15 protein-coding genes and 1 tRNA gene are annotated in these 17791 nt (G+C 69.7%); 14 read left to right on the top strand and 2 right to left on the bottom strand.

Features of this window, described 5'->3' with window-relative positions:
* The first annotated feature begins 27 nt into the window (after positions 1 to 27).
* The 4 genes from LSF15_RS02465 (at position 28) to LSF15_RS02450 (ending at position 2093) form a co-directional block, all read left to right on the top strand.
* Entirely contained in the window at positions 28 to 258 is a 231-nt protein-coding gene (locus LSF15_RS02465) for a DUF4244 domain-containing protein (protein WP_232496927.1), read from the top strand.
* Positions 259 to 274: 16 nt separating this feature from the next.
* The gene (locus LSF15_RS02460) at positions 275 to 583 is read left to right on the top strand and encodes a TadE family type IV pilus minor pilin (protein WP_232496926.1); all 309 of its coding nucleotides are present in this window, start codon (positions 275 to 277) and stop codon (positions 581 to 583) included.
* Positions 583 to 993, top strand: a complete 411-nt coding sequence (locus LSF15_RS02455) for an Rv3654c family TadE-like protein (protein WP_232496925.1) — start codon at positions 583 to 585, stop codon at positions 991 to 993. The genes LSF15_RS02460 and LSF15_RS02455 overlap by 1 nt, the downstream gene beginning before the upstream one ends.
* A gap of 62 nt (positions 994 to 1055) precedes the next feature.
* On the top strand, positions 1056 to 2093 hold the full coding sequence (locus tag LSF15_RS02450; protein ID WP_232496924.1) for a LacI family DNA-binding transcriptional regulator: 1038 nt from the start codon (positions 1056 to 1058) through the stop codon (positions 2091 to 2093).
* A 206-nt stretch (positions 2094 to 2299) separates the two neighbouring features.
* Here LSF15_RS02450 and LSF15_RS02445 read toward each other — a convergent pair whose 3' ends face one another.
* Positions 2300 to 2536: a hypothetical protein gene (locus LSF15_RS02445; RefSeq protein WP_232496923.1), complete on the bottom strand. Its 237-nt coding sequence runs from the start codon at positions 2534 to 2536 to the stop codon at positions 2300 to 2302.
* A 206-nt stretch (positions 2537 to 2742) separates the two neighbouring features.
* Between LSF15_RS02445 and topA the strand changes: the two genes are divergently transcribed.
* The 7 genes from topA (at position 2743) to LSF15_RS18970 (ending at position 10803) form a co-directional block, all read left to right on the top strand.
* A complete protein-coding gene (topA, locus tag LSF15_RS02440; RefSeq protein WP_232496922.1) occupies positions 2743 to 5538 on the top strand; it encodes a type I DNA topoisomerase in 2796 nt (931 codons plus the stop codon).
* Positions 5535 to 6158 (top strand): dTMP kinase, encoded by a 624-nt coding sequence (tmk, locus tag LSF15_RS02435; RefSeq protein ID WP_232496921.1) that lies wholly within the window; start codon positions 5535 to 5537, stop codon positions 6156 to 6158. The genes topA and tmk overlap by 4 nt, the downstream gene beginning before the upstream one ends.
* An 86-nt stretch (positions 6159 to 6244) precedes the next feature.
* A complete protein-coding gene (locus LSF15_RS02430) occupies positions 6245 to 7441 on the top strand; it encodes a DNA polymerase III subunit delta' (RefSeq protein ID WP_232496920.1) in 1197 nt (398 codons plus the stop codon).
* Entirely contained in the window at positions 7438 to 9006 is a 1569-nt protein-coding gene (locus LSF15_RS02425) for an alpha/beta hydrolase (RefSeq protein WP_232496919.1), read from the top strand. Before LSF15_RS02430 ends, LSF15_RS02425 begins: the two co-directional genes overlap by 4 nt.
* 76 nt (positions 9007 to 9082) lie before the next feature.
* Positions 9083 to 9158 (top strand) — tRNA-Thr (locus LSF15_RS02420).
* 179 nt (positions 9159 to 9337) lie between these two features.
* On the top strand, positions 9338 to 9595 hold the full coding sequence (locus LSF15_RS02415; RefSeq protein WP_232496918.1) for a helix-turn-helix transcriptional regulator: 258 nt from the start codon (positions 9338 to 9340) through the stop codon (positions 9593 to 9595).
* Positions 9595 to 10803, top strand: a complete 1209-nt coding sequence (locus LSF15_RS18970) for a tyrosine-type recombinase/integrase (protein ID WP_232496917.1) — start codon at positions 9595 to 9597, stop codon at positions 10801 to 10803. The genes LSF15_RS02415 and LSF15_RS18970 overlap by 1 nt, the downstream gene beginning before the upstream one ends.
* Before the next feature lie 49 nt (positions 10804 to 10852).
* Here the strand turns inward: LSF15_RS18970 and LSF15_RS19145 are convergent, their stop codons facing one another.
* Positions 10853 to 12076 (bottom strand): Fic family protein, encoded by a 1224-nt coding sequence (locus tag LSF15_RS19145; protein WP_372459882.1) that lies wholly within the window; start codon positions 12074 to 12076, stop codon positions 10853 to 10855.
* A gap of 92 nt (positions 12077 to 12168) precedes the next feature.
* Here LSF15_RS19145 and LSF15_RS02400 point away from each other — a divergent pair, with 92 nt between their 5' ends.
* From LSF15_RS02400 to mobF, 3 genes are all read left to right on the top strand, one after another.
* The gene (locus tag LSF15_RS02400; RefSeq protein ID WP_232496916.1) at positions 12169 to 12810 is read left to right on the top strand and encodes a type IV toxin-antitoxin system AbiEi family antitoxin domain-containing protein; all 642 of its coding nucleotides are present in this window, start codon (positions 12169 to 12171) and stop codon (positions 12808 to 12810) included.
* The gene (locus tag LSF15_RS02395; RefSeq protein WP_232496915.1) at positions 12807 to 13712 is read left to right on the top strand and encodes a nucleotidyl transferase AbiEii/AbiGii toxin family protein; all 906 of its coding nucleotides are present in this window, start codon (positions 12807 to 12809) and stop codon (positions 13710 to 13712) included. Before LSF15_RS02400 ends, LSF15_RS02395 begins: the two co-directional genes overlap by 4 nt.
* Positions 13713 to 13817: 105 nt before the next feature.
* Positions 13818 to 17276, top strand: a complete 3459-nt coding sequence (gene mobF, locus LSF15_RS02390; RefSeq protein WP_232496975.1) for a MobF family relaxase — start codon at positions 13818 to 13820, stop codon at positions 17274 to 17276.
* The last annotated feature ends 515 nt before the right edge of the window (positions 17277 to 17791 follow it).

The raw sequence follows: 17791 nt of genomic DNA, 5'->3' as shown, positions 1-17791 counted from the left end.
GCCGGCACCACACGAAAGCAGGTCACCATGCACGACACCTCCACCGCCCAGCGCACCTCCGGCCGCGGGCGGCTCGCCGTCGTCACCCGCGCGGTCTCGCGCCGACTCGCCGGCGAACGCGGCGCGGCGACCGCCGAGTACGCCGTCGCGACCATGGCCGCCGTCGGATTCGCCGGGCTCCTCGTCATCATCCTGCGCGGCGACGAGGTGCGCGAGATCCTCACCGAGCTCGTGCGGAATGCGCTCACGGTCGGCTGACGGCGAACGGGGCAGCGTGACCGCGGAGTTCGCGGTCGCGCTGCCCGCGATCGCCCTCGTGCTGGCGGCCTGCCTGGGGTCGGTGCAGCTCGCCGCCCAGCAGGTTCGGCTGACGGATGCCGCTGCCGACGCCGCGCGCGCCCTCGGCCGCGGCGAGTCGGCGGGTGAGGCTGCGGCGATCGCCGATCGGGTGGCTGGTGGGGCGGTGCTGCAGGTCTCGGTCGACGAGCCGTTCGTCTGCGCCACGCTCACTGCTTCGGGATCGGGCGTGCTCGCGGCGGTGCCGCTGCGAGCGGAGTCGTGCGCCGTCTCGGGCGGCCGCTGATGCGCCGCCCGGCGGGGCGGTGCCGGCTCGCGTGGCGCGACCGCGCCTCGGCGTGGCGGCGGCGTGCGATCGGCGACGACTCGGGTGCGGCGACGGTCGTGGCGCTCGGGCTCGTGGGAGCGATCGTGGCCCTGGCAGCATTGCTCGCGCCCACGCTCGGCGTGCTCGTCGCGACGCAACGCGTCGCGAACGCCGCAGACGCCGCCGCGCTCGCCGCGGCGGATGCCACCTCGGGTGCGGTGCCCGGGGTTCCGTGCGACCTCGCCGCGAGCGTCGCCGCCCGCAACGGTGCGACCCTCACGGGTTGCGAGGTCGACGGGCCCGTGGCATCCGTCACCGCACAGTCGACGATCTTCGGCTTCGCCGTCGTCGCCCGCGCTCGAGCCGGGCCACCCGGATGGGAGGGTTGACATCCGGTGGGAATCCGTTGCAACCGATTGCCGGAGGGGTGCCGGCTGGCTATCGTTCAGCTATGAGTCACGACGAGGTACTCGGTGATTCCGACGCACGTCGCCCGACGATCTACGACGTCGCGAAGGCCAGCAAGGTGTCGCCCTCGACGGTGTCGCGTACCTTCTCGAAGCCCGGGCGGGTCAGTGCGGCGACCGCCGATCGCATCCGCCGGGTTGCCGACGAACTCGAGTACCACCATGTGCCCCACCCGCGGTTCACACCGACGACGAAGACCGGGATGCTCGCCGTCGTCGTCGCCGATCTCACGAACCCGTTCTTCCTCGACATCGTCCAGGGCGCGCGCCACGAGGCGAGCATGCACCGCAACACCGTGCTCGTCATCGACGCCCAGGAGTCGCTCGACGACGAACGCGAGGCGGTCGGGCGGGTGGTGCCGTTCGTCGACGGCATCGTGCTCGCAGCGTCGCGCATGCGCGAGGGTTCGATCCGCGCGGTCGCACGCCAGCGCGCCCTCGTCGTGCTCAATCGCCCGATGCCCGACGTGCCGAGTGCCGTCACCGACAACGCGCGCGGCATGCACCTCGCGGTCGAGCACCTCTCGCGGCTGGGCCATCGCACGCTCACGTACCTGGCAGGGCCCGAAGCGTCGTGGGCCGACAGCATGCGCTGGCGGTCGATCGCCGAGGCCGCAACCGATCACGGGCTGCGCGTGCGTCGACTCGGACCGTTCGCACCGACCGCCGAGGGCGGTGGCAGCGCTGTGGAGCACTACCTGGCCCGACCGACGACCGGCGTGGTCGCCTACAACGACCCGATGGCGATGGGATTCATCGAGGAACTCGCGGCACGGGGCATCCGGGCGCCCGACGATGTCAGCGTCATCGGGTTCGACGACAGCTTCGACCCGCGCTTCGGCGATCCCGTGCTCACGACGGTCGCGGTGCCGCACCGCATCCTCGGCCGGTTCGCCGTGCAGATGCTGCTCGGCACGCGGGTCGCGCCGGCCGGCCGGCCGGCGATGCTGCCCGCGGAACTCGTCGTGCGCAGGTCGACCGGGAAGCCGGTCGACGGCGCCCCGCACCGCCTGGCGAGCTGAGCCGCGCGCTGAGCCGGCGCCTGCGCGACCTCATGCGCGCGGTCACGACGTGCGGCGCCAACACTCGGCAGCCGATCGACGCGCACCTCGCCGTCCGGGGCGTGCCGGCGTGGGTGAAGGTCTCGTTCCGCGCGCTTCGCGTGCTGCTCGACCGGCGCTTCGCGTGCTGCTCGACCGGCGCTTCGCGTGCTGCTCGACGACGAGGTTCAGTCGAAGACGGTCTCGATGAATCGGTAGGAGACCGCCGAGGGGCGGTCGTCGCCGGGGGAGTCGAACTCGAGACCCGCGGCACGTGCGTAGACGTAGCGCTTGCCGGCGTCGGCGTTCAGCTCGAGTCGCGGACGGGGGTCGCCCGAGTCGAGGAACGCCGTCGCGACGGTCTTCCCCTCGAGCGGTCCGTCGATCAGCTTGGCCGTGTACGAGGCAGTCGATGACGTTTCCATAGGGCCAATCTTCCTCCGCCGTGCGCGAAGTGCAAGGGGTCTTCAGTGCCGGTGCGCCGTCCCCATCCGGGGGTCGGCGTGGGTGCACTCCCCGCAATGGTGTGTATCGTGTGGCTGTCGGCCGAGTGTTCCGCCGACAATGGCACACCGCTGGGGGCGCGGCTACAATGTGCGTTCTCATCTCATGAAGTACTACAAGGAGTCTGGTGGCAGACGTGAAGAAGCTGGTCATCGTCGAGTCGCCGACCAAGATGAAGTCGATCGCCCAATACCTGGGCGACGGCTACGAGGTGCTGTCGTCGGTCGGCCACATCCGTGACCTGATCGAGCCGAAGAACCTGCCCGCAGAGCTCAAGAAGGGCCCGCTCGGCAAGTTCTCGGTCGACGTCGACAACGGCTTCGAGCCGTACTACGTGGTCTCGGACTCCAAGAAGAAGACCGTCGCCGAACTCAAGCGCGCGCTGAAGAACGCCGACGAACTCCTGCTCGCCACCGATGAGGACCGCGAGGGCGAGGCCATCGCGTGGCACCTGCTGCAGGAGCTGAAGCCCAAGGTCCCCGTGCGCCGCATGGTCTTCCACGAGATCACGAAAGACGCGATCCAGGCCGCCAAAGACAACACACGCGAGCTCGACACCGCGCTCGTCGATGCGCAGGAGACCCGCCGCATCCTCGACCGCCTCTACGGCTACGAGGTCTCGCCGGTGCTCTGGCGCAAGGTCGGCCCGGGCCTCTCGGCCGGTCGCGTGCAGTCGGCGGCGACGCGCCTCGTGGTCGACCGCGAGCGTGAGCGACTCGCGTTCGTCTCGGCCGGGTACTGGGACCTCCTGGGCAGGTTCGCGCCCGAGGCATCCGGTTCGTCGTTCCAGGCGAAGCTCGTGCGCGTCGGCGGCGAGAAGGTCGCCAACGGCAGCAACTTCGACGACCTCGGCAGGCTGAAGGGCAAGGCGGTCGTGCTCGACGAGCCGACCGTGCGCGCGCTCGCCGACGCGCTGCGGGCCGACAACGTGCGCCGCACCGTCACGAAGCTCGAGACGAAGCCGTGGTCGCGCAAGCCCTCGGCGCCGTTCACGACGTCGACGCTGCAGCAGGAGGCCGGGCGCAAGCTGCGTCTCTCGGCCCGCGACACCATGCGCGTCGCCCAGTCGCTCTACGAGAACGGCTACATCACCTATATGCGCACCGACTCGGTGGCGCTGTCGCAACAGGCGGTCAACGCCGCCCGCACCCAGGCGACCAAGCTCTACGGCGCCGACTCGGTGCCCGACAAGCCCCGCGTGTACGTGGGCAAGTCGAAGAACGCGCAGGAGGCGCACGAGGCCATCCGCCCGTCGGGCGAGGTGTTCCGCACTCCCTCCGAGCTGCAGAGCGCCCTGCGCGGCAGCGAGCACGCCCTCTACGACCTCATCTGGAAGCGCACGGTCGCGTCGCAGATGGCCGACGCGAAGGGCCAGACCGCGACGGTCACGATCGAGGTCGGTCCGACGCGAGCGGATGCCCCGGCGCCCGAGGGCGCCACCGCGCCCGTCGCGAACACGATCGCCGAGTTCACGGCGAGCGGCACCGTGATCACGTTCCCCGGCTATCGCTCGGCCTATGAAGAGGGACGCGACGAGGAGCGCAACGCCGACGACGCTTCGGGTGAGGCGAAGCTGCCTCCGCTCAAGGAGGGCGAGCAGATCGGGCTCGACGAGCTCGAGGTGAAGGGCCACCAGACGAGCCCGCTGCCGCGGTACACCGAGGCGAGCCTCGTGAAGCGGCTCGAAGAGCTCGGCATCGGCCGGCCTTCGACGTTCGCGTCGATCATCTCCACGATCATCGACCGCGGATACGTCACCCGCCGCGGCCAGGCGCTCGTGCCCAGCTGGATCGCGTTCTCGGTGGTGCGGCTGCTCGAAGAGCACTTCGGCGACCTCGTGGAGTACGACTTCACCGCAGAGATGGAGGACGACCTCGACCGCATCGCGGCGGGCGAAGCCGACCGTGTCGACTGGCTGAACGGCTTCTACTTCGGCTCAGACCAGCACCGTGGCCTCCGCCAGGTGGTCGACAACCTCGGCGACATCGACGCTCGCGAGATCAACTCGGTCGTGATCGCCCCCGACATCACGCTGCGCATCGGCAAGTACGGGCCCTACCTCGAGACCGTCGACACCGCTGCCGCTGCCGGTGCAGCCGACGGAACCGAGGCGCCCCCGCGCCGGGTGAACCTGCCCGAAGACCTCGCTCCCGACGAGCTCACCGAGGCGAAGGCCCGTGAGCTCATCGAGGCACCCGTGCAGGGCGACCGCGTGCTCGGCGAGAACCCCGCCAACGGCAAGCAGATCGTCGTGAAGGACGGCCGGTTCGGACCGTACGTCACCGAGCTCGAGCCCGAGCCCGAAGCGGATGCCGCGACATCCGTCGACCCGTCGACCGGTGAGGTGACCGACGCGCCCGCGAAGCCCAAGCGCGGCGCGAAGAAGCCCGCGGCCGTGAAGCCGCGCACCGCATCGCTCTTCAAGAGCATGGTGATCGAAGAGGTCGACCTCGACACCGCGCTGAAGCTGCTCGACCTGCCGCGCACCGTGGGCGCCGACCCCGAGTCGGGCGTCGAGATCACCGCGCAGAACGGCCGTTACGGGCCCTACCTGAAGAAGGACGCCGACACGCGCACGCTGCCCAGCGAAGACGCGATCTTCGATATCGACCTGGCCGGAGCGCTCGAGTTGTTCGCGCAGCCGAAGTACGGCGCGCGACGTGCGTCGAGCGCCCTCAAGGAGTTCGACAACGACCCCGTGAGCGGCAAGCCGATCACGGTGAAGGACGGCCGTTTCGGGCCGTACGTCACCGACGGCACGACGAACGCGACCATTCCCCGCGCCGAGTCGGTCGAGGAGATCACGTTCGAGCGCGCCGTCGAGCTGCTGCAGATCAAGCGCGACAAGGGACCCGCGGCCCCGCGCGCCAAGAAGGCGCCGGCCAAGAAGACCACGACCCGCAAGACGGCGACGAAGAAGTGAGCGCGACGGGCCTCTTCATCACCCTCGAGGGCGGTGACGGCTCGGGCAAGACGACGCAGGCGTCGCTGCTCGGCGAATGGCTCGCCGGGCAGGGCCGTGAGGTCGTGCGCACCCGCGAGCCGGGCGGCACCGACGTCGGCGTCGAGGTGCGCGAGATCGTCCTGCACCACCGCGGCGACATCGCGCCGCGCGCCGAGGCCCTGCTCTACGCCGCCGACCGCGCCCACCATGTGGCGACCGTCGTGCGGCCCGCGCTCGAGCGCGGCGACGTCGTCATCCAGGACCGCTACATCGATTCGTCGGTGGCCTACCAGGGCGCGGGGCGCGTGCTCGACCCCGCCGAGGTGCGGGGCATCTCGGAATGGGCGACGGGCGCGCTGGCGCCCGACCTCACGATCCTGCTCGACCTCGATGCCGAGGCCGCCCGTGAGCGTCTCGACGGGGCACGCACCCGCTACGACCGGCTCGAGGCCGAGGCATCCGAGTTCCACGATCGCGTGCGCAGCGCCTATCTCGCGCTCGCCGAGGCCGAGCCCGAGCGGTTCCTGGTCGTCGACGCGGCCGCGCCGGTCGATGAGATCGCCGCGGTCGTCCGTGCGCGCGTCGCCGGGTTGCTCTGAGTGCCGGGGATCGGGTGCGCATGATCGCCATGTGCCGGGCGCAGGATTCTCGGTTGCCTGTCGGGAGCGGAAGGTAGCGTTCTCACGTGAGCGTATGGAGTGAGCTGACCGGGCAAGACACCGCCATCGCGGTGTTCCGCGCGGCGGCCGAGGCCGCGAGCGCGGCGCGAGGCGGGTCATCCGGCTCGGCATCGGCATCGGGCGCCCAGCAGATGACGCACTCGTGGCTCATCACCGGCCCGCCCGGGTCGGGGCGATCGAACCTCGCCTACGCGTTCGCGACCGCGCTCATCTCGGGCCGGCCCGACGGCGACGAGCCGACCCGCATCCAGGTCGAGGCCCGCAGCCACCCCGACCTGCAGGTGCTCGCCACCGAGGGCGTCATCATCAAGGTCGCCGACGTGCGCGACATCGTCAAGCGCTCGCACTACTCGCCGTCGGTCGGCCGGCACCGGGTCATCGTCGTCGAAGACGCCGACCGCATGACCGAGCAGACCTCGAACGTGCTGCTGAAAGAACTCGAAGAGCCGCCCGAGCGCACGGTGTGGCTGCTGTGCGCGCCGAGCGAGGCCGACCTGATCCCGACCATTCGTTCGCGCGTGCGTTCGGTGCGGCTGCAGGTACCGAGCATCGCCGACGTCGCGGGGCTGCTCGAGCGCCGTGACGGGGTCGACGCCGACCTCGCCGAGCGTGCCGCGCGTCAGGCGCAGAGCCATATCGGCATGGCGCACCGGCTCGCCACCAACGACGAGGCGCGGGCACGGCGTGCCGAGACCCTCGAACTCGCGCTGCGCGTGCGCTCGGCCGCGACCGCGGTGTCGACCGCGGCCCGGTTCCTCGAGATCGCCGGCGATGACGCCAAGGCGATCACCGAACTCCGCGACGCCGAAGAGCGCGAGCACGCGCTGCACTCGCTCGGCATCGCTCCCGGGCAGGCCGTCCCCCCGGCGCTGCGGCCCCAGCTCAAGGCGCTCGAAGACGACCAGAAGCGGCGTGCCACGCGCAGCCTGCGCGACGGCATCGACCGCATCCTCGTCGACCTCGCGTCGCTCTACCGCGACATCCTGCTCGTCCAGCTCGACGCCGACGTGCCGCTCATCAACCGCGAGCTGCTCGCCGACCTGCGGCGGGCCGCAGCCGTCACCACGTCGGCACGCACGCTCGCGACGCTCGACGCCATCCAGACCGCACGCACCCGCATCGAGGGCAACGTGCAACCCGCACTCGCGCTCGAGGCGATGCTCGTCTCCGCGATCCGCACCACCGAACGAGGGGCAGCATGAGCGCACCGCACACCCGAGCGCGAACGACCAGGCGGGGCCGGCGCGGCGCCACGCTGACCGCGGCGCTCGCCGCAGCGGTCGTCGCACTGCTCGCCCTGAGCGGGTGCGTGCCGTCGCTGCTCGCGCAAGAGAACACCGTCTCGACACCCACCGGCGAAGAGGTCGCGCCCGAACTCGAGCCGTTCTACGCGCAGGTGCTCGAGTGGAGCCCGTGCGGCGAAGGCATGAACTGCGCCACCGCGAAGGCGCCGCTCGACTGGAGCGACCCCGAGGCCGGCGAGATCGAACTGGCGCTCTCGCGCCACTCGGCGACGGGCGACAAGATCGGCTCGCTGCTCGTCAACCCCGGCGGACCCGGCGGTTCGGGCTATGACTTCGTGATCGACTCCCTCGATTTCGCCGTCGGCGAGCCGCTCAAGCAGCGTTTCGACGTCGTCGGGTTCGACCCGCGCGGCGTCAACAGGTCGACGGCCGTCGCCTGCTACGACGCCGCCGCCATGGACGAGTTCATCTACGGCACCAACCCCGCCGATCGGGGCAGCGACGAGTGGATCGAGCACCGCGCCGCCGCGAATGCGGCCTTCGGCGAGGCGTGCCTCGACGAGACCGGCGACCTGCTCGCCAACGTCGACACCGAGAGCGCCGCACGCGACCTCGACCTGCTGCGAGCCGTCCTCGGCGACGACGAGCTGAACTACCTCGGGTTCTCGTACGGCACGTTCCTCGGGGCGACCTACGCCGAGCAGTTCCCCGAGAAGGTCGGCCGGCTCGTGCTCGACGGAGCACTCGACCCGACGGCGAGCTCGTTCGAGGTCAACAAGGCGCAGGCCGTCGGTTTCGAGGGCGCGTTCGAGGCATACCTCGAGGACTGCCTCGCGGGCAGTGAATGCCCGTTCAGCGGCACGGTCGACGAATCGGTCGACGAGCTCGGCCGACTGCTGGCATCGGTCGACGCCAGTCCGCTGCGCGGCAGCGACGGCCGCAGGGTCGACGCCGACACGCTGTTCACGGCGATCATCTACCCGCTCTACAGCCCCGACTCGTGGCCGTACCTCAGCGAGATGCTCGCCGCCACCATGTTCGGCGACGCAGATGCGGCGCTCGCCTTCGCCGACGGCTACCACGGGCGCGAGGCCGACGGCACCTACCTCGACAACTCGACCGAGGCGTTCCGGTCGATCAACTGCCTCGACTACCCCGCCCAGTCCGACGTCGAGGTCATGCGCGAGGAGGCAGCCGAGATCACTGCCGCCGCACCGACCTTCGGCCCGTACATGAGCTACGACGACCTCACGTGCACCGGCTGGCCGCACGAGTCCGCACGCGAGCCCGCCGAGATCCACGCCGAGGGGGCCGCGCCGATCATGGTCGTCGGCACCACGGGCGACCCGGCGACCCCATACGAGTGGTCGGTCACGCTCGCCGACCAGCTCGAGAGCGGCGTGCTCGTCACGTTCGACGGCGAGGGCCACACCGCCTACAACAAGTCGAACGCGTGCGTCAGCGACACCGTCGAGTCGTACCTCATCGACGGCACCGTGCCCACGTCCGACGTGAAGTGCTGACGTGGTCATCTCCGCTCGATTTCTTCGCTACTATTGATTCTCGTGCCAGCCGGTGCGCCCCGCGCGCCGCAGTCACGCCGCCTTAGCTCAGTCGGCAGAGCGTCTCACTCGTAATGAGAAGGTCGTGGGTTCGATTCCCACAGGCGGCTCCATATTTTGATCTGACCAGGTATTTCTCGCCTCAACACGAGGGAGATTTGCCATGGATTCGGCGTTTATTCGGCGTTTATCAATGCGAAACGGCGCGTCGCGCGGGTGCCCGCGAGAGGTGTTCGGGCCGTCTCGATCGGCCTCGTCATTCACCAGGTGCGCCTCGGTGCACCTGTCGTGCATGGACACCGAACGAACTGCAGCGCTCGGACTCGAGCCACTGCTGACCACGAGTGAACTCGCCGACTACCTCGGCGTCAACGTGCAGGCGATCTACGACCTGCGTTGCGACCGGCGCGGGCCCGCCGGCATCCGCGTCGGACGGGAGCTTCGGTACCGCGCCACCGACGTTCGGCACTGGCTCGAGGCGCTGCAGGAGATTCAACCCGCTGCCGGGGCTTCAGCTGCGTCTCCGGCTGCTCGAGGGGGTGAGCGGTAGTGGCCGGCCGCCCGCGCCTCGAAATCGGCACTTACGGGGCGATCACGACCACGCACGTTTCGGCAGGCGTGTACCGGGCGCAGACGCGGTTCCGCGACGACGACGGGCGGGTGCGCAAGGTGTTGGCCACCGGCACGAGCGTGAACGACGCGACCGCGGAGCTCAAGCGCCGGCTGCGCGGTCGGGAGAGCGTCGGCTCGAGCGGCGCAGGGTCGACCGCCGATTCTCCGTTCGGCGAACTGGCGCGCCGCTGGCTGGAGAGCGTGAAGGCCGATCCCGACCTGTCGATCGGCACGAAGAACACCTACGAGCGCGAGTTGCGCACGCTGGTCATGCCGGCGTGGCAGGAGTTCACGGTGCGCGAGGTGACCGCGACCCGCGTGGACCGGTTCCTCGCCGAGCAGCGAGCGAAGTCGTACTCGCGGGCGAAGCACTCCAAGACCCTCCTAAACCTCGTGATGGCCTTCGCCGTGCGGCACGGCGCCGCCGAGCGGAACCCGGTCGACGCGGCGACGAAGCTGAAGAAGCCGTCGCAGCCGCCGAAGGCGCTCACGTTCGAGGAGATCGAGCGGATCAGGGTCGCTGCCCGCCAGTGGCGCTCGGAGCCCGGGCCCGGGCCGAAGCCCGACGGTCAGGTGCGCGACCTCATCGAGGTGATGCTCGGAAGCGCGACCCGAATCGGCGAGGTACTCGCGCTGCGCCGCTGCGATGTCGACCTGACCGCGGACCCGCCAACCGTGACGGTGAGCGGCACGATCGTCACACACAAGGGCCAGGGTGTCTACCGTCAGGAGTCGCCGAAGACCGCAGAGTCGAACCGGCTGATCGCCATCCCGGCGTTCGCCGCAGAGGTGATCCGCCGTCGGCTCGCGCTGACCGCGGGCGAGAATGACGATCACCTGCTGTTCTTCACGCGGCGCGGAACCCCGTTCTACCCGCACAACGTGCGCCGCACCTTCCGCGAGATCCTCGTACTCGCGGGCCTCGAGGGGCGGGCCATCCGCCCGCACTCGTTCCGCAAGACCGGCGCGACGCTCATCAGCACCTCGCTCGGCGAGCAGGCGGCCGCCGAGGCGCTCGGGCACACGAGCGCAGCGACGACGAGGGCGCATTACATCGAGCGCACCAAGGAGGCGAATCCGGTGACCGCGGAGGTGCTGGAGCGGCTGGCGCCGCGCACGGGCACTGAATCCCTCGACGAGCTCTGATCCGCTGACCGATGCACCGAGCCTGGCGATCGGGCACGGTGCCGCGGAATCAGCGGCACCGTGTGATCAGGGGTTTCCCGTCGAGGCGTCCCGCCCAGGGTTGGGGTTGAAGTGCGCCGTTGCGTCGGCGGTGGGGCCGATTCGGCCCCACCGTGTGATCAGGGTTTCCGTTTCGCGCGGGGTTGGGTGAGGCGCGGGTCGAGTCATCGGTGGGGGCGATTCGCCCCCGCCGCTTGATCAGGGGATTCTCCTGTTGGGTTCCCGTCTGTCGGGCGATCTTCGGATCGTGCCCCGGGCGAGTCGAGCCACAACGACACTGCCCGGTGCTTTCCGTCGCTCGTACGCAAGTCGATCTCATGCTCAACAGGTGCGCACCCGCTCCCAGGAGCAGGCGGCTGCGCACGTGTTGCTGCTCACGCCGTGTCACACCTGCATCCGGATCAGGCGACACCGGGAGCACCGGGCGGATGTCGCATCCGTCACGCGAGGCTGTGTCCGTCGTCTGGGGCGGCTTCAACCGGCCGAACTGGCCGATCTCGGGCAGCGGCGGACCCTGCTTCGGCCTGCGTCGGTCCGTATCTCCGGTCCCCACGCGGTTGCTGCGCTCGGTGAGGGCGACGAGCGCAAGGTGCCGGCGCGCTCCAGCAGTTGAGCCGCCCGCGCCGGTCCTTCGTGCGGCCGAGGATCCGGCATCGGCCAGTTCGACCAGGGCCTTGTGCGCCGCGGTCTTCGAGACGCGGTGCTTCTGGGCGGCTGACTCGACCGTGAGCACGGGATCGGTCGCGAGCCCGTCGAGGATGCGTCCGATGACGGCGCCGCGTCGCGGCACCGCGGGGTCTTGGCCTCGGGCTCGGCGGTAGGCGATGAGTTCGGCGCGCATGCGTTCATCGAGTGCCGCGACGTCGGCGGACAGCCGCACCGCGTTGTCTGCAGCACGCTCGGTGGCGTGCGCGAAGGCGATGACCCAATCGTCGAGTTGTGGCGGGTCGGCGCGGAACGCGGTGAGGCCGGCGATGTAGGCGTTAGTGTCGCCGGCGAAGACCATGCTGATGGGGATGAGGATGTTGCGCAACGCGTCGGCCCGGTGCAGCACCGTGTGGATGAGTGCGCGCCCGGTGCGGCCGTTGCCGTCGATGAATGGGTGGATCGTCTCGAACTGTGCATGGGCGATCGCGGCGCGGACAACTGGGCGATGCTTGCCAAACCGTACCGAAGTCGGTACGCGTTTGGCTGACAAGGGGCGCCGTAGGCGGTGCCGCACCGGGTGCGGCACCGGGCACTTCGCGAGAAGGCTGCACGGTGCAGGGTCGTCGCGACGCCGTCGGTCTTGCTTTCGAATGCTCCCCACGTGCAATAGGTGCGCACGTGCTCCCTTGCCTTGCCATATGTATACAGATAACCTGCATGTGTGATCGGTTAGGAGGAGATCTGATGGTCATCGAACTTGCACCAGCGTTCACCCTCGGCGATGCGCGCGAGGCGGGCCTGCGCAAGGACCAGGTCTACGATCTGCTCAACCGGGGTGAGATCGAGCGGGTGGGTCGCGGTGCATTCGTGCGCCCAGACGAGATCGACCCGCTGCATGCGACGCTGGCGGCTGCGTCCGCGGTGCAGCCCACAGCGACGCTGTGTCTCACGAGCGCGCTCGTGCACCATGAGTTGAGCGACGCTATCCCGTTCGCCACAGACATCGCGCTGCCGCGGGGCACTCGTCACCCGGCAGGCTTCACGCACGTGGCTTGGCACAGCTTCGACGCCACGACCTTCGAGCTCGGCCGCGAGCACGCCGACGCAGGCAGTGGACTACAGGTGGCGATCTACTCGCCGGAGCGCACCATCATCGACGCGTTCCGGCTCGTACACCAGGAAGGCAGCGATGTGGCACACGAAGCTCTGCGACGCTGGCTTCGACGCCGTGGCACGTCGCCGGCGCGGTTGCTGAAGATGGCTGACTCATTCCCGAAAGCGCGGCCGAGACTTCGGCTCGCGCTGGAAGCGCTGCTGTGACCCCGCCGGTACCCTCCCGTGACAGCGCTGAGGGGCGCGCCTACACCGATCTGCGCAACCTGGCCAGACGCCACGGCCGCGAGGCGGTCGAATACTTCACGCTCTACGCACTCGAGGGATTTCTCGCCCGGCTCGCGGCGTCGACCTACGCCGAGGACTTCGTGCTCAAGGGTGACGTGCTCATGGCAGCGTTCGCTGCGCGCCGCCCGACACGTGACATCGATCTCGCCGCGTCGGGCTTCGCGAACGAGGTCGCAGACGTCGAGCAGCGCGTGCGGGAGATCGTCGAAGCGCGTCTCGACGATGGCCTCGCCTTCGACGTCGGGTCGATGACTGGTGAGGAGATCCGGGAGGACGCGGCCTATGTCGGCGTACGAGTGCGCGTCGTCGCATCGCTGGCGTCGGCGCGCATCGCGCTCCACGTCGATGTCAACTTCGGCGACCCGATCTGGCCAAAGCCTGCGCAGACCGAACTCCCGAAGCTGCTCGGCGGCATGCTGCGACTCCGCGGGTACCCCGATCACATGGTGCTCGCCGAGAAGATCGTCACCGCCATCGACCGAGGCGACCAGAACACTCGATGGCGTGACTTCGTCGACATCGTCGCGATCATCCGGAGTCGCCAGTTCGCGCTCCACGACTTGCGCCAGGCGCTCGAGGTCGTGGCGAACTACCGTGGCGTCGAGCTCGAGCCGCTCGAGCCGCTGCTCGCGCAGATGCCGGATCTCGCTCAGGCCAAGTGGGCGATCTGGCGGCGCAACCAACGTCTCACAGACACCGCGCCCGAGCGGTTCGAAGACCTCCTCGCTGCCTGCCTGGCCTTCACCGAACCAGCGCTCGGCTCAACCGAGCATGCGGGTTCCTGGCAGCCTGCCACCCACTCGTGGAGCTTCACGAACTGACGAACCTCCACCGTCATCTCCTTCGCTATCCGAAGTGCCACGCCTCTTGCACAACGAGGTGCGCACCTTCTCTGCGACGACGGGAGTGGCGCGGTGACGGTGTCGATGCGGGTCATGAGTGCCGGCGACGGCTTCCGGTACCTTCTCCGCACGGTCGCGGCCGGCGATGGGGAGCGGTCGATGTCGACGCCGTTGACGCGTTACTACGGCGCGAGGGGCACGCCGCCGGGGCGTTGGATGGGCTGCGGGCTCTCCGGCCTGGGCGCCGGCCGTATTCTCGACGGCGCCGAGGTGACCGAGGAGCAGCTGCAGTTGCTCCTCGGGATGGGTCGCGATCCGGTCACCGGGGAACCGCTCGGACGCGCGTACCCGACGTACGAGCCCGGGGCCAGTCGGCGTCGCGCGGTGGCCGGGTACGACTTCACGTTCTCGATTCCGAAGTCGGCGAGCGTGCTCTGGGGCGTTGCGGATGCAACGACGCAGGAACGCATCGTGCGCGCGCACCACGCTGCGGTTGCGCAGGCGCTCGCGTTCCTCGAGCGGGAGGTTGCGGCGACCCGCGCCGGTGCAACGTCCCGCGACGGCGCTGTTGCGCAGGTCGATGTCACCGGCGTGATTGCCACGGCGTTCGATCACTTCGATAGCCGGGCGGGCGATCCGCACTTGCACACGCACGTCGTGATCAGCAACAAGGTACAGACCGTGCTCGACGGCAAGTGGCGCTCACTCGACGGCCGGCCGATGCACGCCGCGGTCGTCGCGCTCTCCGAGTTGCACGAGGCCCTATTTGCCGACGCCCTCACCCGCGAGCTCGGTGTGCAGTGGGAGCAGCGGGAGCGCGGCCGGGACCGGCATCCGGCGTGGGCAGTCGCGTCGGTGCCGGAGCCGCTGGTCCGGGAGTTCTCGACACGGTCACGCTATATCGACGCGGAGACCGACCGTCTGATCGACGCATTCGTGCAGGTGCACGGTCGCCGTCCGAGTCCGGCGACGATCATGAAGCTCCGTGCTCAGGCCACGCTTGCCACACGACCGGCGAAGGAAGTGCGCTCCCTCGCGGACCTCACCGCGGAGTGGCGCGTCCGCGCGGCGCGGGTGCTCGGTGTGGATGCCTCGAGCTGGGCCCCCACCGCATCCGCGAACCGTGCACAGCGAGCGCTGCGCGCGGATGACGTGCCCCTCGACGAGATCGCTGCACTCGGTGCGAGCGTCGTTGCAGCGGTGAGCGAGAAGCGCGCAACCTGGCGGCACTGGAACCTCGCCGCCGAAGCGGCCCGCCAAACCATGCGCTACCGGTTCGCCACGGCATCCGATCGCGAAGCGATCGTCGGGCTCATCACCGATGCCGCCGAGCACGCATCGTTGCAACTCACACCCCCGGAACTTGCGTTGAGCCCGGCAGCGTTCTGGCGGGAGGACGGGGCATCCGTGTTCCGCCCGAAGCACTCGACCGTTTTCACCTCGACCGACCTCCTCGACGCCGAGACCCGCCTGCTCGACCACGCCGCCGACACGACGGGCCCGCGCCTGGTGCCGAGCGCATTGCGCGAGGTCGCCCGCAAACGTCTGCCCGGCGGGGGAGTACGCGCCGACGACCAACTCGACGCCCTCGAGCGGATCGCCGGCTCCGGCCGCATCGTCGACGTCCTCGTCGGCCCGGCCGGCGCGGGCAAGACCACCGCGATGAACGCCCTCCGCCACGCCTGGGAACGGGTTCATGGCGGAGCATCCGTCATCGGCCTTGCACCATCTGCCGCAGCCGCGCATGTTCTCGCGGAGGATCTCGGGATTGCGACCGAGAACCTCGCGAAATGGTGGCATGACCACCAGGCACACGGTGAGACGTTCCGGCCCGGACAGCTCGTGATCATCGACGAAGCATCTCTGGCCGGCACCCTTCCGCTGGACCGCGTCGCCACGCTCGCCGCACAGGCGGGAGCGAAGGCGCTGCTCGTCGGTGACCCGGCTCAGCTGCAGTCGGTCGACGCGGGCGGCGCGTTCGCCCTGCTTGTCCACGACCGGCTGGATGCCCCGGAACTCGTCGATGTGCACCGGTTCGTGAACGAGTGGGAGAAGGCGGCCTCACTCGGGCTGCGTGCCGGCGATCCTGAGTCGGTGGACCGGTACCTTGCGCACGGCCGGGTGCGCGAGGGCGACACCGATGCGATGGCGGATGCAGCGTACCTCGCCTGGCGGGCAGATGCCCGCGCCGGCCGGGCGACCGTGCTGATCAGCGACTCGAACGACGCGGTCGCCACGCTGAACCAGCGTGCTCGCACCGAACTCATCCTCGACGGCCACATCGACGCGCTCCGCGAGATCGACCTGCACGACGGCACCCGCGCCGCAGCCGGCGACACGATCATCACCCGGCGCAACGACCGCCGGCTGCGCGCGGGGCGACGGTGGGTGCGCAACGGCGACCGGTGGACGGTCTTCGCAGTACATCGCAACGGGTCGATCGAAGTCCGGCGGCCCGAGCACCGATGGGGAAGCACGGTGGTCCTTCCCGCCGCGTACGTCCGGCAGCACGTCGAGCTCGGATACGCCGTCACCTCCTACCGCGCCCAGGGCATCACGACCGACACCGCGCACGTCGTCGCCGCCGCCGGGATGACCAGGGAGAACTTCTACGTCGCGATGACTCGTGGCCGGGAAGCGAACACCGCCTACGTCGCCATCGACCGCCCGGACATCGCACACGTCGGCCCGCGACCCGGCGACGCCGGCGAAGCGACCGCGCGCAGCATCCTGTTCGGTGTCCTGCAGCATGTCGGCGCCGAGCTCTCCGCGCACGAGACGCTCACGGCCGAACAGGACGCGTGGGACTCGATAGCGCAACTCGCGGCCGAGTACGAGACCATCGCGGCCGCCGCGCAGCACGACCGATGGGTCGCGGTCGTACGCGCGTCTGGACTCACACCGGCGCAGGCGGATGCGGCAATCGGATCGGATGCGTTCGGGCCGTTGGCCGCGGAGCTGCGGCGGGCCGAGTCGCATCACTTCGAGGTCGAGCGACTGCTCGCGAGCGTAGTTCGCTTGCGTGGGTTCGAGGACGCGGCGGATGTCGCGGCTGTACTCCGCGCGAGAATGGCAGCAGCCGTCGCACAGGGTACCGGCGCGCAAGCCGCGGCCGGCCGGGCACGGCGGAGGCCTCGACTGATCGCCGGACTCATCCCACAGGCAGTCGGTCCGATGGATGCCGGCATGCGGCGGGCCCTGCACGAACGCGCCGAGCTCATCGAGACCCGTGCCCGAGCCGTCCTCGACCAGTCGTTGGTTGCGGGGGAGGCGTGGACGCGGACCCTCGGTCAGCCCCCGCGACCGGACGCTCCTACCGCAGTAGCGTGGCGTCGTCATGGGCGCACGGTCGCGGCATACCGCGACCGGTACTGCGTCGTCGGCGCGTCGGCGCTCGGACCCGCACCTGAGACGACCGCGCAGAAACTGAACGCCGCACGCGCTCACACTGCACTCGTGGCGAGTCGACAGCTGTCGGACCGTTACGCCGCACCTGGCGAGCGCGGTACGGTCAGGAAAACGGTGGATCTGGGACTCGCCTGACCGAAGGGAATGGCAGTGACCCAGGCAGTCGAGACAGATCGATTCTGTGATGAGAGAGATCATTGATAGCAACAGATCGCCGAGCAGCTGCTCGTGCAGGCGCTAAAGGTTAGGGCGTCAGCCTCGTCGGCCCCGGAGACGTGCTCGGTGGGCTGACGAAGACCGCGCTCGAGGCGGAGATGATCGAGCACCTCGGCTACGTGAAGCACGGATCATCGAGCAGCGAGAACGGGCAACGGCATTCGCTCGGTGCCGACTGAGATTGGGCGTGTCGAGATCGATGTCCCGATTTACCGCCAACATTCACATCCGCTGTTCTCGGGTGGATCGCGGTCGGCCGTCGTGACGCCTCGTATCCATGGGGTTGTAAGGCACCTACGGTGTTGCAGATAACGCCCCCGCGCGGGCAGGTGGTGCCGTCCCGCTCGCGCGAGCCTCTCGGGTTTCCGTTCGGCAGACTGCTGCGCCGGTGGGGGAGTCATGAGCGGCCCGTTCTCGCAACTGTGATCTGTTTG

It is taken from the genome of Agromyces humatus, from assembly GCF_021228295.1.
GTDB classification, from domain to species: Bacteria; Actinomycetota; Actinomycetes; order Actinomycetales; family Microbacteriaceae; genus Agromyces; species Agromyces humatus.
This window is presented reverse-complemented; position numbering and strand designations above follow the sequence as displayed.

Coding starts and splice junctions, on each gene's coding strand:
- LSF15_RS02465 (WP_232496927.1), top strand. CDS start 28: ATGCACGACACCTCCACCGCCCAGCGCACCTCCGGCCGCGGGCGGCTC.
- LSF15_RS02455 (WP_232496925.1), top strand. CDS start 583: ATGCGCCGCCCGGCGGGGCGGTGCCGGCTCGCGTGGCGCGACCGCGCC.
- LSF15_RS02450 (WP_232496924.1), top strand. CDS start 1,056: ATGAGTCACGACGAGGTACTCGGTGATTCCGACGCACGTCGCCCGACG.
- LSF15_RS02445 (WP_232496923.1), bottom strand. CDS start 2,536: ATGGAAACGTCATCGACTGCCTCGTACACGGCCAAGCTGATCGACGGA.
- LSF15_RS02425 (WP_232496919.1), top strand. CDS start 7,438: ATGAGCGCACCGCACACCCGAGCGCGAACGACCAGGCGGGGCCGGCGC.
- LSF15_RS02415 (WP_232496918.1), top strand. CDS start 9,338: ATGGACACCGAACGAACTGCAGCGCTCGGACTCGAGCCACTGCTGACC.
- mobF (WP_232496975.1), top strand. CDS start 13,818: ATGCGGGTCATGAGTGCCGGCGACGGCTTCCGGTACCTTCTCCGCACG.